13 protein-coding genes and 2 pseudogenes are annotated in these 13,672 nt (G+C 60.5%); 14 read left to right on the plus strand and 1 reads right to left on the minus strand.

Annotation, left to right across the window (positions count from 1 at the left end):
• The 11 genes and pseudogenes from AC1DZP_RS34605 to AC1DZP_RS34655 form a co-directional block, all read left to right on the plus strand.
• Positions 1–388, plus strand: a 388-nt coding sequence (locus tag AC1DZP_RS34605; RefSeq protein ID WP_477308665.1) for an NAD-dependent epimerase/dehydratase family protein, incomplete at its 5' end; no start/stop codon positions are given.
• A gap of 1,005 nt (positions 389–1,393) precedes the next feature.
• Entirely contained in the window at positions 1,394–1,600 is a 207-nt protein-coding gene (locus AC1DZP_RS34610) for a hypothetical protein (RefSeq protein WP_477291973.1), read from the plus strand.
• A gap of 271 nt (positions 1,601–1,871) precedes the next feature.
• On the plus strand, positions 1,872–2,072 hold the full coding sequence (locus tag AC1DZP_RS34615; protein ID WP_477308668.1) for a hypothetical protein: 201 nt from the start codon (positions 1,872–1,874) through the stop codon (positions 2,070–2,072).
• A gap of 23 nt (positions 2,073–2,095) precedes the next feature.
• Positions 2,096–2,233, plus strand: a complete 138-nt coding sequence (locus AC1DZP_RS34620) for a hypothetical protein (protein ID WP_477308670.1) — start codon at positions 2,096–2,098, stop codon at positions 2,231–2,233.
• A 1,391-nt stretch (positions 2,234–3,624) separates the two neighbouring features.
• Positions 3,625–4,530: a tyrosine-type recombinase/integrase gene (locus AC1DZP_RS34625; protein WP_477308672.1), complete on the plus strand. Its 906-nt coding sequence runs from the start codon at positions 3,625–3,627 to the stop codon at positions 4,528–4,530.
• Positions 4,531–4,534: 4 nt separating this feature from the next.
• A pseudogene (locus AC1DZP_RS34630) lies at positions 4,535–5,723 on the plus strand (IS91 family transposase).
• 420 nt (positions 5,724–6,143) lie between these two features.
• The gene (locus AC1DZP_RS34635; protein ID WP_477308674.1) at positions 6,144–7,049 is read left to right on the plus strand and encodes a tyrosine-type recombinase/integrase; all 906 of its coding nucleotides are present in this window, start codon (positions 6,144–6,146) and stop codon (positions 7,047–7,049) included.
• 256 nt (positions 7,050–7,305) lie between these two features.
• The gene (locus AC1DZP_RS34640) at positions 7,306–7,452 is read left to right on the plus strand and encodes a hypothetical protein (protein ID WP_477291979.1); all 147 of its coding nucleotides are present in this window, start codon (positions 7,306–7,308) and stop codon (positions 7,450–7,452) included.
• Positions 7,453–7,626: 174 nt separating this feature from the next.
• Positions 7,627–8,373: an ankyrin repeat domain-containing protein gene (locus AC1DZP_RS34645; protein ID WP_477308676.1), complete on the plus strand. Its 747-nt coding sequence runs from the start codon at positions 7,627–7,629 to the stop codon at positions 8,371–8,373.
• 203 nt (positions 8,374–8,576) lie between these two features.
• On the plus strand, positions 8,577–10,289 hold the full coding sequence (locus tag AC1DZP_RS34650; protein ID WP_477308678.1) for an HAD family hydrolase: 1,713 nt from the start codon (positions 8,577–8,579) through the stop codon (positions 10,287–10,289).
• 322 nt (positions 10,290–10,611) lie between these two features.
• Positions 10,612–10,929: a plasmid stabilization protein gene (locus tag AC1DZP_RS34655; RefSeq protein ID WP_457155671.1), complete on the plus strand. Its 318-nt coding sequence runs from the start codon at positions 10,612–10,614 to the stop codon at positions 10,927–10,929.
• Positions 10,930–11,397: 468 nt separating this feature from the next.
• On the opposite strand, the pseudogene AC1DZP_RS34660 reads toward AC1DZP_RS34655, so the two are convergent.
• Positions 11,398–12,004 (minus strand): annotated as a pseudogene (locus tag AC1DZP_RS34660) (cysteine hydrolase family protein).
• 330 nt (positions 12,005–12,334) lie between these two features.
• Between AC1DZP_RS34660 and AC1DZP_RS34665 the strand changes: the two are divergent.
• The 3 genes from AC1DZP_RS34665 to AC1DZP_RS34675 all read left to right on the plus strand — a co-directional run bounded on the left by AC1DZP_RS34665 (position 12,335) and on the right by AC1DZP_RS34675 (position 13,403).
• Positions 12,335–12,499 carry a DUF3309 family protein gene (locus AC1DZP_RS34665; protein ID WP_477292048.1) on the plus strand — a complete coding sequence of 55 codons (165 nt, stop codon included), beginning with the start codon at positions 12,335–12,337 and terminating at the stop codon, positions 12,497–12,499.
• Positions 12,500–12,748: 249 nt separating this feature from the next.
• Positions 12,749–12,952: a CsbD family protein gene (locus tag AC1DZP_RS34670; protein WP_477308681.1), complete on the plus strand. Its 204-nt coding sequence runs from the start codon at positions 12,749–12,751 to the stop codon at positions 12,950–12,952.
• Between the two features lie 187 nt (positions 12,953–13,139).
• Positions 13,140–13,403, plus strand: a complete 264-nt coding sequence (locus tag AC1DZP_RS34675; RefSeq protein ID WP_477308683.1) for a YMGG-like glycine zipper-containing protein — start codon at positions 13,140–13,142, stop codon at positions 13,401–13,403.
• Positions 13,404–13,672: the final 269 nt, after the last annotated feature.

Raw genomic sequence — 13,672 nt, forward strand, 5'->3', positions numbered from 1 at the left:
GTTCAACAACGGCAACCACACGCGCGACTTCACCTATGTGGATGACATCGCCGAAGGCGTCGTCCGGGCCAGCGATAACCCGGCTGTCGGCAATGCTGCCTGGGACTCCAGCCATCCGGATCCGGCCACCAGCAGCGCCCCCTGGCGCATCTTCAACATCGGCAACAGCAAACCGGTGAAGCTCACCGCCTATGTCGAGGCACTGGAAAACGCACTTGGCAGGAAAGCCATCATCGAACTGCTGCCGCTGCAGGCCGGCGATGTGCCCGATACCTATGCCGACACATCGGCGCTGGAGCAGGCGGTCGGCTACCGCCCGGTGACGACGGTTGCCGATGGGGTAGGGCGGTTTGTGGACTGGTACCAGGCATATTTTGGGCTGACCTAGCTGAGGTCACATCCTGGCGCGAAATAGTCCGGCCGTTTGTCAGGCGCCGAGGTTGACTAGAAGCGCAGCGGCTTATGTCAGGCTGGGGGTTCCTGCATGTCAAGGAGAGCCGCTTGAACGGAATTATCCTACTGCAGCGCGCGCCTGCGTGGCGAGCCGAAGTTACGACATGCCTCGTTGCAAGATGTGCGGGATGATTAGAGCGCGAAGAGCGTGGCAACAACACGGAGGAGATCAAGGAAAAACTTATAAAGCTCGAACAAGAAGCAGCACAAGCATATGGTCCCTCCCCATCACTATCAGCTAAGCGAGCGATTCCGGAATTAATAGGAGAGAGACTATGAACAATATCATTTGGCTTGTTGGAGCGGTGGTCGTCGTATTATTGATATTAAGCTTTTTTGGCCTTCGGTAAGCCTACGTCGAATCGCCAGCGGCATGCACTGTTAAAACAGCGGGATACCTTCTAGATGATCGAACACGCTCCTAGGATTGGCTGCAATCGATGCAAAGTGCCGTTGGGCGGCGTCAGTGAGCCGCGAGGGTCGGATATCTTATTTTGCCCCGGTTACGGGGTTTCCGACACATACGACAACGTTATGCTTGAACTTGGCCGGCGCTCCGCGGACGCACTTTCGCGCGCTTTCTGCTGACCTGTCCCCGCGAGGATCTATCGCTTCGCCTTTCTCTTTCGAGCAGCGACCTCCTCGACATCTCAACGCTACACCGAGAACAAGCGATAGGCGGTGCAGCTGAAAAGCCGGTGAGGCAGAAGAGGCATCGATCCGCGCAAGAACGCGCTTGACGACTTTCCGAAGTGAAATAGCCGCGCCCTCGCCCGGAGGTCGCCCGAATAGCGGTGTCGAGCGGGCTTATAGCAGGGTTGTGGTTGGGGCGGATAGGCCGCGTTGATCCGTGGGGAAGTAGGGGCCGGGTCGACTAGCGCGCATGCGGAACTGAAACCTAACCACGAGCTTATGGATCAATGAGCACACGGAGCACGGCATGGCCAAGAGCTTGAGACAGGCGTATCTCGACGCCCAGGACGAATTGGAGCGCGCCGGCATCAGCGATGAAACGCGCTTGCTACTGCGGAAGTACCACGCTGTGATCGAGTACCACAATCTTTACGAAGAGGTACTGCCGTTCACGTTCGGTGAGGACGGCAACGACATGCCGCCCGAACAACTACCGCCCAGGAAGCGGGCTTGACGGAATATTAGCGATCTCTAAAAGTTTCTCGCGGCAGGTGGTGCTCCACCCGCTCCCCTGCCGAAGATCGGGATACGACCAGCCGCCGCCCCAGCGCACGGTCCTGACCACAGGCGCTAGCGACATTGCGTGCGACCCCGCCGCTGCTCCCATGGCTCGACAGGCAATGTAGCGCCTTGGGGAAATCCAGAGGTGCCATCATGAGCGACACGTCGACGCGCTTGACAACCCAAGCATCTGTTTTTCGCAGCGTGGCGCCGACATCGATGACATGCAGGAACGCAGTGCTATCGAAGCTGTGCTGGGCGAAGGTCTGTCGAAGCTCAAGGCAGGAGTTGCGGGGCTTGAGACAATCAGGGCGTCCAGACCACAATTGAGCCTGCGCAAATTTGCACCTTTAGCCCGCGGCCTCACGGTGGCGGGCTTTGTCACTTCTGTTGCCCAGGAACCTTCCGGCACGGCTGACCGTTGATTTCCAGAAAGGAGATCCTGGATATGAGCATCTTCTGGGCCGCCATCACCTTTTGGGTTCTCGGCTCTCTCCCGGCCTCCATAGTCATCGGGAAATGCCTCAAAGAGGCTCGATGCAAGCAAGAGCCCGGTTTTTTCGTTTCCCCCGACGATTATTTCTGACCCTGTTGCCAATTGTTGCCACGGATGGATTTTCGAAACGCTTGACAGTCTGAAAAAGTGGTTAAGTCATTGATTTCAATGGTGGGCCCGGAGGGCGTATTAAAATCGTTGATTTTGTTGGCTTTTTCGTGGGCAATAATCAGAAATCTTCCCGTATCCTTCCGCATGGTCCCGTGACGTCAACAGTCGACTGGAGCTAACCTCGTTTGCGAGCGTTCTGAGCCACGCTCCAGAACGGCCGCAACGGGGGCCGAACGCGGACTGTCCGTTTCGAATTGGCCGCGCTACAAAATGGTCAGCGCGTCATAGATGCCCGCATCGCCGAGTTGGCCGGGATGCGTGAAGGTCATGGCCAAGAAATATATCGTCTATTGCGCGCCCGTGCCTGCGCCGGTCGGCTGCGATGACAATACGATTCAGACCAAGCTGGACCGGCAGTCAAGGCCGGCATCACGGCGCGCAACTCGCTCGAGGACTTCGTGGCCTCGTCGGAAGATGTCCGTGTTCGCCGGGATCGGCTTCCACGGCGTGTCGGGCTTGCCCTGATGCGGTATAGGTCTCAACGAAGACGTCGATTACCAGGCGGGAGGCCGCCGCCAAGGGCCCGGCTGACCGTGCGTCCGGCTTTCACGTCGGGCGCGGCAAGCGAGCATCTCGGTGTGCGGCAGAACGTAGAGTCGATTTCGTTGACCGCACAGCGCGCCGAGCGCTGGGTGAAGGAAGCCTTCACCCGCGGGTATGAGTCGAACGCCCGTGTATTTCCCGGCGGGTTCGAAATGCGCTCGTCCCGGGTGCCTTCGTCGCCGCAACTGTCCACGCGCCGATCGGCCAACAAACTTGCCGGTCCCTTTGGGCTTTGCGAGTTTCGACTTGCACGTGTTGGCGCGTGCGGGCGAATTGCTCGACGCGAATGCCGAAGCGTTCAAACTCGGTGACGTGCTCAGACGGAACCTTATCGCGCCGGCCCGCAACGGAAAAGACGGAGGACAGTGCAGGAGGGGCCGTGCCCGCCTCAAAATAGCCGCCGCACCCCTCGCTTCACCGAACGGCGAACATGATCCAGAAAAGTTGCGGTTCGCGACCTCGGAGACAGCAGCAGCTTCGCGTCGCACGTTGTTGACAACTCGAAGCGTCGAAAGGGGTCAATGCGCAACGTGATCGAACCAAGCATAATTTTGAGCGTCGTCGAAACGGCATCTATCCCAAAAATTCTATTAGAAGCGGTCAGACCGCATGCGGCCCAAAAGAAGTCATGGCTGCTTCGCGCCTCATGCACGAACCCGCTTCGCGGGAGGGTCGCCTGATTCTGAGATGGCGAGGTATTCATAGACCTTGAGCGGGTAGAGACCGCGATCCGACCATGCAGTTCCCTTCAACGAGAGGAACTTGCCATGGCTACCTTGTCGACCGACGCTCCGATCACGCCACTTCGCCAGCGCATGCAGCAAGACATGCTGATGCGGGGCCTGGGACCGCATACGCGGCAGGATTACGTTCGTCATGTCCGGCGCTTCGCCGCGTTCCTTGGCCGCGCGCCCGACACCGCGGCGCCCGAGGACGTCCGGCGCTTCCAGCTGCATCAGCATGAGAACGGGGTCGGCCCTGCGACGATCAACGGCGCGGTCTCGGCGCTGCGCTTCCTGTTTACGGTGACGCTGAAGCGGCGGGATCTGGCGCGGGCGCTGGTGGTCACGCGATATCCGCGCAAGCTGCCCGAGGTGCTGAGCGTCGAGGAAGCGGCGCGGCTGCTCGAAGCAGCACCTGGCATCAAGTACAAGGCCGCGCTCGGTGTTGCCTATGGCGCGGGCCTGCGCGTGTCCGAGGTCGCGCACCTCAAGGTCGACGACATCGACTCGACACGCATGCTGATCCGCGTCGAGCAGGGCAAGGGACGCAGGGACCGCAACGCCATGCTCTCGCCGCAACTGCTGGAACTGCTGCGGCTGTGGTGGCGCGAAGGCAAGCGGCGCGGGGTGATGCTTCCGCATGGCTGGCTGTTCCCGGGACGCAGTTGCATCGCGCCGATCTCGTCGCGTCAACTGCATCGCGCGGTCCAGGAAGCAGCCGATGTGGCCGGCATCCGCAAGCGCGTCAGCCCGCACACGCTACGTCACAGCTTCGCCACTCACCTGCTTGAGCAGGATGTCGACATCCGCGTCATCCAGGTGCTGCTCGGACACAGCAAGCTCGATACCACCGCGCTCTACACCAAGGTCTCGACCCGGACGATCCACGCGGTCGCAGGGCCGCTCGACCGGCTGATGGCGCTGATGGAAGGCAAGACGCCTTCCGGCTGAAGCGGTGCGGGCGGACCTGGAAGTCGCCGATATCTTCCGTGCTGCCGGCCCCGGATACCGGGTCGCCCACGCAGGGCATCTGAGCCTGCAGCAGCTCAAGGTCATGTCGGCGATCGAACACTGCCGCACCGCTGCATTGGGTGGTCATGTCGAAGCCTGTGCGGACTGCGGCCAATGGCGGATCGCCTATAACAGCTGTCGCAACCGGCACTGTCCCAGGTGCCAGGGCGCGGCCGCGCGTACATGGCTCGCCGAGCGCGAAGCCGACCTGCTGCCGGTCGGCTACTTCCACGTCGTGTTCACGCTGCCGGCCGAGGTCACCGTCATAGCGTTTCACAACAAGGCGCTGGTCTATGACCTGCTGTTCAAGGCGGCATCGGAGACGATGCTGACGATCGCGGCGGATCCCAAGCACCTCGGCGCCCGTATCGGCATCACCGCCGTGCTCCACACATGGGGCTCGGCAATGACCCACCATCCCCATGTCCACATGATCGTGCCGGGCGGCGGCATCGCGCCGGACGGGTCACGCTGGATATCGTCGCGGCCGGCCTTCCTTCTCCCAGTCAGAGTATTGGGCAAGCTGTTCCGCCGCCTGTTCCTGACCCGGCTGGTCGCGCTGCACGACGCCGGTCGGCTCGCCTTCTTCGGATCGGCGGCGCACCTGGCCGACCGTCGGGCCTTCCTGCGTCATCTGAAGCCTGTTCGCAGCAAGCGCTGGGTGGTCTATGCCAAGCCGCCCTTCGCCGGACCCCAAGCGGTGCTCGCCTACCTGTCGCGTTACACTCACCGGGTCGCCATCTCGAACCGCCGCCTGATCGCCTTCGACGAGGCTGGAGTCACCTTCCGCTACAAGGACTATCGCTGCGATGGTGTCGAGCGCCAGCGCGCCATGACGCTTGCCGCCGACGAGTTCATCCGCCGCTTCCTGCTCCATGTCCTGCCGCGTGGGTTCCACCGCATCCGTCACTATGGGCTGCTCGCCAGCTCCGCCCGCAAGGCCAGCCTCGCACTCGCGCGCGAACTGCTGAACGTCGCTCCGCCGCCTGAAGACGACACTCCGGAAGAACCGGCTGACGTCCGCCCGCCTTGCCCTTGCTGCGGCGGACGCATGGTCGTCATCGAGAGGTTCGAACGGCCAGCCTCGTGCACCGCCTGCCTCAAGAGCGCCGAACCGGGAGAACGCCCCATGACCCGGCATGGACCGTTTGTCCGCACGACCGCGCCACGCCGGCGCCGGTCAACGGGATGTTATGTGCACGTTGCCGTGGCGCCGGTCGTCACCCACACCAATCCCGTCGGAATCAATGCTCCAGGCTCTGCGACCTAGCTCGGAAGCCGCTTCCACGACATGCCCACCGCATCCTATGCGGAAGTTCGCGACAGGCGCTGGCACACCGCGAGGCACAAATCCCCATAGGCAATCGTCTGCGGCCCGCGGGTTCCTGCATGAGAGACTTTCGTACGCCTGACGGCACCCGAAACCCTTAAGCATGCACGAACCCGCTTCGCGGGAGGAGCGCCTCGTTCTGAGATGGTGCGACAGGGATTGGTCTTGAGCGGGTAGTAGCTGCGATCCGACCATGCAGTTCCTTCAACGAGAGGAACTTGCCATGGATACTCTGTCGACCGATGCACCGATTACGCCGCTTCGCCAGCGCATGCAGCAAGATATGCTCATGCGGGGCCTGGGGCCCCATACCCAGCAGGACTACGTTCGTCACGTCCGGCGCTTCGCAGCCTTCCTCCGACGCTCTCCCGATACTGCGACGCCCGAGGACATCCGTCGCTTCCAGCTGTATCAGCATGAGAACGGCGACGGGCCTGCGACCATCAACGGCGCGGTCTCAGCGTTGCGGTTCCTGTTCCTGATGACGCTGAAGCGGCGGGATCTGGCCCGTGTGCTGGTGATCATGCGCTATCCACGCAAGCTGCCAGACCTGCTGAGCGTGGAGGAAGCGGCGCGGCTGCTCGAAGCAGCACCTGGTATCAAGTACAAGGCCGCGCTCGGTGTTGCCTATGGCGCGGGCCTGCGCGTATCGGAGGTCGCGCACCTCAAGGTCGATGATATCGACAGCACACGCATGCTGATCCGGGTCGAACAGGGCAAAGGACGCAAAGATCGCAACGCCATGCTCTCGCCGCAACTCTTGGAACTGCTGCGGCTGTGGTGGCGCGAAGGCAAGCGTCGCGGGGTGATGCTTCCGGATGGCTGGCTGTTCCCAGGGCGTAGTTGCACAGATCCGATCTCGTCACGGCAACTCCATCGCGCGGTTCAGGAAGCCGCCGAAGTCGCCGGTATCCGCAAGCGCGTCAGCCCGCATACGCTGCGGCACAGTTTCGCCACCCATCTGCTCGAGCAGGATGTCGACATCCGCGTCATCCAAGTGTTGCTCGGGCACAGCAAGCTCGAAACGACAGCGCTCTACACCAAAGTCTCGACCCGGACGATCCACGCGGTCGCAGGGCCGCTCGACCGGCTGATGGCGCTCATGGAAGGCAAGACGCCTCCCGGTTGAAGCGGTGCGCGCGGACCTGGAGGTCGCCGATATCGTCCGTGCTGCGGGTCCCGGATACCGGGTCGCCCATGCAGGACACCTTAGCCAGCAGCATCTCTTTGCCAGTTCAAAGTCAAGTGCGTCGACCATCGTTCCGAATCCTTTCGGTGCGAGGTCCCTTCACCAAACCAACTGCTATTGATCGCTTTGATTCCTGCGACCGTTTGGCGATCTGCTCGAAGTCGAGCGCGAGGCGGGCAAACCAGCCTTCGCCCTGATGGCGGAGCGTGGAACCGGCCGCTATGTCGGCTCGGCCTTCATCACGCTGAACCGGGAGACGCGCGAGCGGCTATGGGACCGCGTCCAGGACCAACGCAGGAACGGCGCCAAAGGGCATGAAGCGGCCGGCGACGCAATGGGTTAAGCCCGGGCTGATCGGCCGTGTAAAGCACTTGCGCGGGGAGGAAGATCTGCGGCACGCGTCGCTGCAAGATTTTCGAGAGGAGTGATATAACGAACGAGCTGAAACTCACGCTTCAGATCACGTTGGCGGTGCCAACTGCGAGATGGCGACGCCGCGTTCCCACAGGAGGACGCTATGGTTAGATGGCAACTTCCGATCGCCGCCGGCATGGTTCTGACTTGGTGCGCCGCAGATGGCGCCGAAGTTGGCGACCTGTATGACGCTGCGATGGCGGACAATCTGGCGCTTGTACAAAGTCTTGTGGCGAACGGCGCAGATGTGAACGAACAAGGTGACGAGGGAACGCCGCTGCACGCGGCCGTTCTCCAGGGCGATATTTCAATGGCAGCCTTCCTGCTGGACAAAGGTGCCGATATCGAAGCTGTAAAGCCCCCGGCCGGCTACAAGCCTTTGCATATTGCAGCAAGCTACGACAAACCGGAAATGGTCGCCTTCCTTTTACAACGGGGAGCGCAGGCAAATGGCAGAGATTTTGAGGAGCGGACGCCCCTCCATCTTGTGGCGCGACTGGGATACGCCGACATAGCCAAACTGCTCCTCGATAGCGGCGCTGACGTGGACGCAGTCGATGGTCATGCCAAGTATACGGCGCTGCATTTCGCAATTCTGACGGACAAGAAGGAGATGGTGAGGTTGCTCCTTGACCGTTCGGCCGACGTCAACGCGGCGCCCACAGGGGAAAGCCCGCTTCACCTTGCCGCTAGGGAAGGATCACGGGAGGTTGTCGAGCTTCTCGTCAAACGAGGTGCCGATTTGAGCGCGAGAACCCATCAGGGGATGACCCCGCTGATGATTGCGGAGAGCACAACGGGACGTTCGGAAATTGGCGCTTTGCTTCGTACTCTTGGTGCGAAGGAGTGATTTGGTCGATCGTCATTGGTCCTCCATGGCGGGACAGGTCCCGGCTTGTCTGGTCAACGTACCGGTATCGAAGGGGTTCCTGATCTCGGGGGCGAAACCGCCAACCCCTTTTGCGAAGGCCTGTGATCCTGCCTATGGGGAGCCTTTGTCTCGATCACACGTTCTAGCCGGAGCGCGAACCGGAACCGAGAAAGGTCGGCAGAATGTATTTCATTGCGTTGGCGACGGACTATGACGGCACTTTGGCTCATGACGGCATCGTCGCCAGGAAAACGCTCGCTGCTCTCGAGCGGTTCAAGAAAAGCGGCCGCAAGCTCGTTCTGGTCACCGGGCGCGAATTGCCCGATCTCAAGCGAGTTTTTTCCGAGGTTAGTCTCTTCGACAAGGTCGTCGCCGAGAATGGAGCGCTGATCTACACACCGGCAAGTGAGGATGAGCGGGTGATCGCCCCATCGCCCGAGCCCAAGTTTGTTGCCAGGTTGAAGAAGCGGGGCGTGAAGCCGTTATCGGTTGGACAGTCGATCGTCGCAACCTGGGAGCCCCATCAGGCCACCGTGCTCGAGGTCATCAAGAACCTGGGGCTGGAGCTTGAAATCATCTTCAACAAGGGCGCGGTGATGATCCTGCCGAGCGGCATCAACAAAGCCACCGGGCTGGCTGCAGCCCTTCAAGATCTTCGGCTGTCGCCACACAATGTAGTTGGTGTTGGAGACGCCGAGAACGACCATGCCTTCCTGCAGGCCTGCGGCTGCAGCGTGGTCGTCGATAATGCAATTCCGGCGGTCAAGGATAATGCCAATCTGGTTATGCGTGGCGCACGGGGCAAAGGCGTGGAGGAGCTGATCGACAAGATGATTAAGCTTGATCACGCGATAGTACCGAGGCGCCACGACGGTATCGTCCTAGGATCGGCCGGCGGCGACGAGATCTATTTGTCGCCGACCGACACGGTCCTCATCGCCGGCAGTTCGGGCATCGGCAAATCCACCTTGGCCACCGCACTGACGGAGCGCTTCGTCGGGAGCAAGTTCCAGTTCTGCGTCTTCGATCCCGAGGGAGACTATGATGGCCTTGAGGGCGCCGTGCGGCTTGGTGACGGATCAAGCGCACCGACAAAGGCGCAAGTGCTGGATCTGATCGCCAAAGCCGACAGCAATATCGTCGTCAATGGACTGGCGCTGCGCGTCAATGAGCGACCTGATTTCTTTGCCGACTTGCTGCCCGGCCTGGGCAGTTTTCGCCGCCGCACCGCACGACCGCACTGGCTCGTCATTGACGAAGCGCACCATCTGCTGCCCAAGCGGCGCGACGACACGCGCGCGGTGCTGTCATTGGAATTGCCGGGCACGATCCTGATCACTGTTCACCCCGAGGCGATCTCGACTGACGCGTTGCGCCTGGTGACGGCCATCATTGCGCTTGGTCCCAAGGCGAAGGACGTCGTGAACGTCTTCTGCCATGAAACCGGCATTGAGCCACCGAAGGCCGTGCCAACCCCCAAGGGCGCACGCGTGTTGTTCTGGCGGCCGCAGGCAGGCAAGAAAGTCAAAACGGTCAAGGTGATCGAGCCGCGCCAATCACTCAAGCGGCACAGCCGCAAATACGCCGAAGGCCAGCTCGATGAAGCAGGCAGCTTCTATTTCCATGGCCCTGACAATGCGATGAACCTCAGAGCCCACAATCTGATGATCTTTGCCCAGATCGCCGAGGGCATCGACGACAGGACCTGGGAGTTTCATTTGCGCGCCGGCGACTATTCCAAATGGTTCCGCCATCAGATCAGGGACAAGGACCTGGCACGCGAAACGGCCGATGCGGAAGAGGACAAAACACTGTCGGCCCAGGAGAGCCGCAATCGCGTGCTCGATGCCGTGCGCCGCCGTTATACGGCGCCCGCGACGGCTTCGGATGAATAGCGGGCAACAGAGGGTCGCCATCTACTGAATAGGTTTAGCTTCAATCCCCGACGGTACGCCGGGCGTCCAGACCTTTTAGCAAAGGGGGCGGCTGACCGACTACTTCTCCTGGCATTGGATCTTCTTAATCAACGTACCCTTTCGGCATCATGTCGCTCGCCCCCCTTCGTGGCCCATCGCCTTGCGGTCTCTAAAGGCCGATGCGGGTTAGCCGAAATCATTGCCGGACCGCGTCCTCAAATGGAGTTTGGTTTCTCAAGTGCCGGGCTGGAACTCAGGGGCCGCCCTTTCGTTCAGATCCTATCCAACAGGAGAAACGGCCATGCCACGAGGCGACAAATCGAAATATACCGAAAAGCAGGAACGCAAAGCCGACCACATTGCCGAAGGCTACGAGAAGCGTGGGGTTTCCGACAACGAAGCCGAACGCCGGGCATGGGCAACTGTCAACAAGGACGATGGCGGCGGGAAGAAAGAGGGAGGTTCTGGCCGCGGCAAGCACACAGGTCATCCTGCGGCCCGCAAGGGCGGTGAAACTGGCGGCAAGGCATCCGCCGCACGCTCGGCCGCGAGCCGCTCGGACTCGGCGAAGAAAGCTGCGGCCACGCGCAAGCGGAATGCCGAACATCGAGCCCGTTGACGCGGCAAATTGAGAATGTGCGGAGGACAACCACGAAATCCCGGCTCGTTAACGAGATCAGTGGATCCCGGCGAAGAAGCATTCGCGGTGATGACCGCATTCGCGGCCGACCGAAGGTCGACAGGGGCTCCCTGACCGCCATCGGTGCTTTCGAAAGAGCGACAGTGGGATGATTTGACCTGAACGCGAAGACCTGCCGGAAAATTCCGATCAATGAACAAGGCGAGGTGCTGAGCAGGATTGGCGACGTTGCGCTGGTGATAATGGTAGGTCCCCAGCGTCCACTCCGTACTCGGATTGAGCGATGGTACCACCAGAGGCGGCATTTGCTCGACGGCATCGTTCGGCAGATGATGGGTGCCTTGGTGGAAGTCCCCGGTCACCTGCGCTGCCGCAAGCGTCCCAAAATCGGCGCCGCTTTGATTAACCTGCACGCCGATCGGGTCGGTGATCCAGGTCAGTCGTGTTTCAAACCCAGTTCGAGAGAACCGTCTCCATCTCTACGGTCTCGACCTGCTGTGCGAACCTTTGGTGATAGACGGTGAGCAGTGCGTCATGCGTTGCATCGGAAGAACTGCACAGTGCGTCTGTGACCAGGACCACGCGATAGCCGAAATCGATGTCCGAGCACCGTTGCCAGAACACATACATCGGTTTCGCCGCCGGTGATGACCAGCGTGTCGACGTCACGCTCCATCAGAAAGGATTTGAGGCGACCTTCGAACCACGGCGAGTAAATGTACTTGTCGATAATGACGGCCGGCGGGCAGTACCCGGCCAATGGCGGCAACAATTCGATGATATCGGGACCGACATTCTCGACCGTCATCGACGCCCAGCGCTCGTAGTAGCGTTTCCATGTCCCAACACCCTGCCCCGGCTTCTGAGCGGGCAAAAAGCGCGTGAAGACCGTCTGTGCCGCCCGTCTTTCGACCAGCCTCTCGATCTGCGGAAGTACGCGGGTGATCCAGGGCGTCGCCCATTGTGATGGCTCGGCAAACATGCGTTGCATATCAACGCAAATATGCATGGATCGCTGGTCCAAGGGACCATATGCCAAACTTGGCATTGACATCAGCACCTCCCCAACCAGCGGTGACTTCTAATTGATCACTCCTCACCGCGGTCAAGGAAGCGAAATGTCACTTGCGGGGACACGTTCCTAGGGCAGGTACAGGAATCGACTCCGCGAGCCGACGCCGCTGGACGAATGGAGGCGTGCCCGAGCGTGTCGAGAACCGATTGGAAACAAGAACTGAGTGGTGGGTTGTCTCTGCGGCAAGGTCCGCTTCAACGCCAGTCGAGAGCGTGCTCAAGGAACAGGTACGCCCTTCTCGAGTTGATAGTCCGACAGGCGATCCTGCATTGCAGGAAGCACGTCAGCGCAAACAGCGAGGAAGGTCCCATGGGTCTCGGCACAATTCTAATAATTCTACTGATACTTCTATTGCTTGGCGGCTTCAGCGGCCTCGGCGGCAGTCCGTTTTACGGCACCGGCTATTACGGCGGCGGCGGACTTGGGTTGGTATTGCTGATCGTCATCATCCTGGTTGTCCTCGGCCGCCTCTAGCGCTGCGGACATGGCATCGCATTAGCCAGCTGATCGAACAGCAAATCGGCTGGCTTTTTGTTGATGGCGACCGCCGTCACGCWCGGTTAGGTACGGCGACGGAAGCCCAACCGCTTGCCCGGTGCGCTTGGCCCTAGGCGTCGGCCTTATATTCTCAGCTTTCGAGAATGTCCGTAAAGAGAAGACGTCTTGGAACCTCATGAGCCGCGCGACGTTCCGCCTTCTGTGAAACGAAGGAGGCGATGTGTCATGGACTGGAACCGCGTCGAAGGAAACTGGAAGCAGGTCAAGGGTAAGGTCAAGGAACAGTGGGGCAAACTCACGGATGATGATCTTGATCGCATCGCGGGTAAACGCGATCAGCTCGAAGGCAAGATCCAAGAACGCTACGGCATCGAAAAGGATCGAGCCCGTCAAGACATCGATGACTGGTATGGCAGGCAGGGGTGGTAGAAGTTGATCGGCGCCGCGTTACCGGGCGTGGCGCCGACCATCGTTACGCGAAAAGAGCTTGTTTCAACGCCGGAGACGTTGCTGAAGATGGCCACACAATCAATAGCTAAATTAGCAAATCCACGGATCAAAAAACAAATCGCGCATTAATTACCGGGCTCAATGTCGGGCCGGTGGAGGACAATTCATGAAAAAGACGTTGCTAATATTGAGCCTTATTGTTCCGCTCGCAGCATGCTCACGCACCGAGCAGGGTGCTGCAGTCGGCGGTCTAGGCGGAGCGGCAATTGGTGCAKCCGTAGCCGGTGATCCGGTGAAAGGCGCGATCGTTGGTGGTGCCGCTGGAGCCATTGCGGGCGCGGTGATCGGGCATGCCAGTGAAGCCGGTCAGTGTCGCTACAGAGATAGCAATGGGCGTGTCTACATCGCAAGGTGTCCCGAAGGGTATTGATGACGCTATTAAGCCGCGTCATCAGTGGGGTCACTCGGCTCGACGCTCGGCCATTGTCTTTGGCAAGCCTACGCATCTTACAGGCGTCGAAGACCCAGCATAAAGGCGGTCAACGTAGCGCTCGCGCATGCCACAGCTAATAGCGCGACCACGACAGCGGAGTTCGACTTTTGCTCTGCGCGAAATGGAATGGGGCGTTGTGCCGGCGAAGCACTCGCGACTAGTGCATTCAGATCGGACCTGCTGCCATGTCGAACGGAATAGGCGCG

The sequence above is a fragment of the Mesorhizobium sp. P2_F8 genome, assembly GCF_056403655.1.

Bases quoted from the DNA above. Each gene is read 5' to 3' on its own strand.
- AC1DZP_RS34670 (WP_477308681.1), top strand. From the start codon at position 12,749: ATGGACTGGAACCGCGTCGAAGGAAACTGGAAGCAGGTCAAGGGTAAG.
- AC1DZP_RS34620 (WP_477308670.1), top strand. From the start codon at position 2,096: ATGAGCATCTTCTGGGCCGCCATCACCTTTTGGGTTCTCGGCTCTCTC.
- AC1DZP_RS34665 (WP_477292048.1), top strand. From the start codon at position 12,335: ATGGGTCTCGGCACAATTCTAATAATTCTACTGATACTTCTATTGCTT.
- AC1DZP_RS34625 (WP_477308672.1), top strand. From the start codon at position 3,625: ATGGCTACCTTGTCGACCGACGCTCCGATCACGCCACTTCGCCAGCGC.
- AC1DZP_RS34640 (WP_477291979.1), top strand. From the start codon at position 7,306: ATGGCGGAGCGTGGAACCGGCCGCTATGTCGGCTCGGCCTTCATCACG.
- AC1DZP_RS34610 (WP_477291973.1), top strand. From the start codon at position 1,394: ATGGCCAAGAGCTTGAGACAGGCGTATCTCGACGCCCAGGACGAATTG.
- AC1DZP_RS34645 (WP_477308676.1), top strand. From the start codon at position 7,627: ATGGTTAGATGGCAACTTCCGATCGCCGCCGGCATGGTTCTGACTTGG.
- AC1DZP_RS34615 (WP_477308668.1), top strand. From the start codon at position 1,872: ATGCAGGAACGCAGTGCTATCGAAGCTGTGCTGGGCGAAGGTCTGTCG.
- AC1DZP_RS34655 (WP_457155671.1), top strand. From the start codon at position 10,612: ATGCCACGAGGCGACAAATCGAAATATACCGAAAAGCAGGAACGCAAA.
- AC1DZP_RS34650 (WP_477308678.1), top strand. From the start codon at position 8,577: ATGTATTTCATTGCGTTGGCGACGGACTATGACGGCACTTTGGCTCAT.
- AC1DZP_RS34635 (WP_477308674.1), top strand. From the start codon at position 6,144: ATGGATACTCTGTCGACCGATGCACCGATTACGCCGCTTCGCCAGCGC.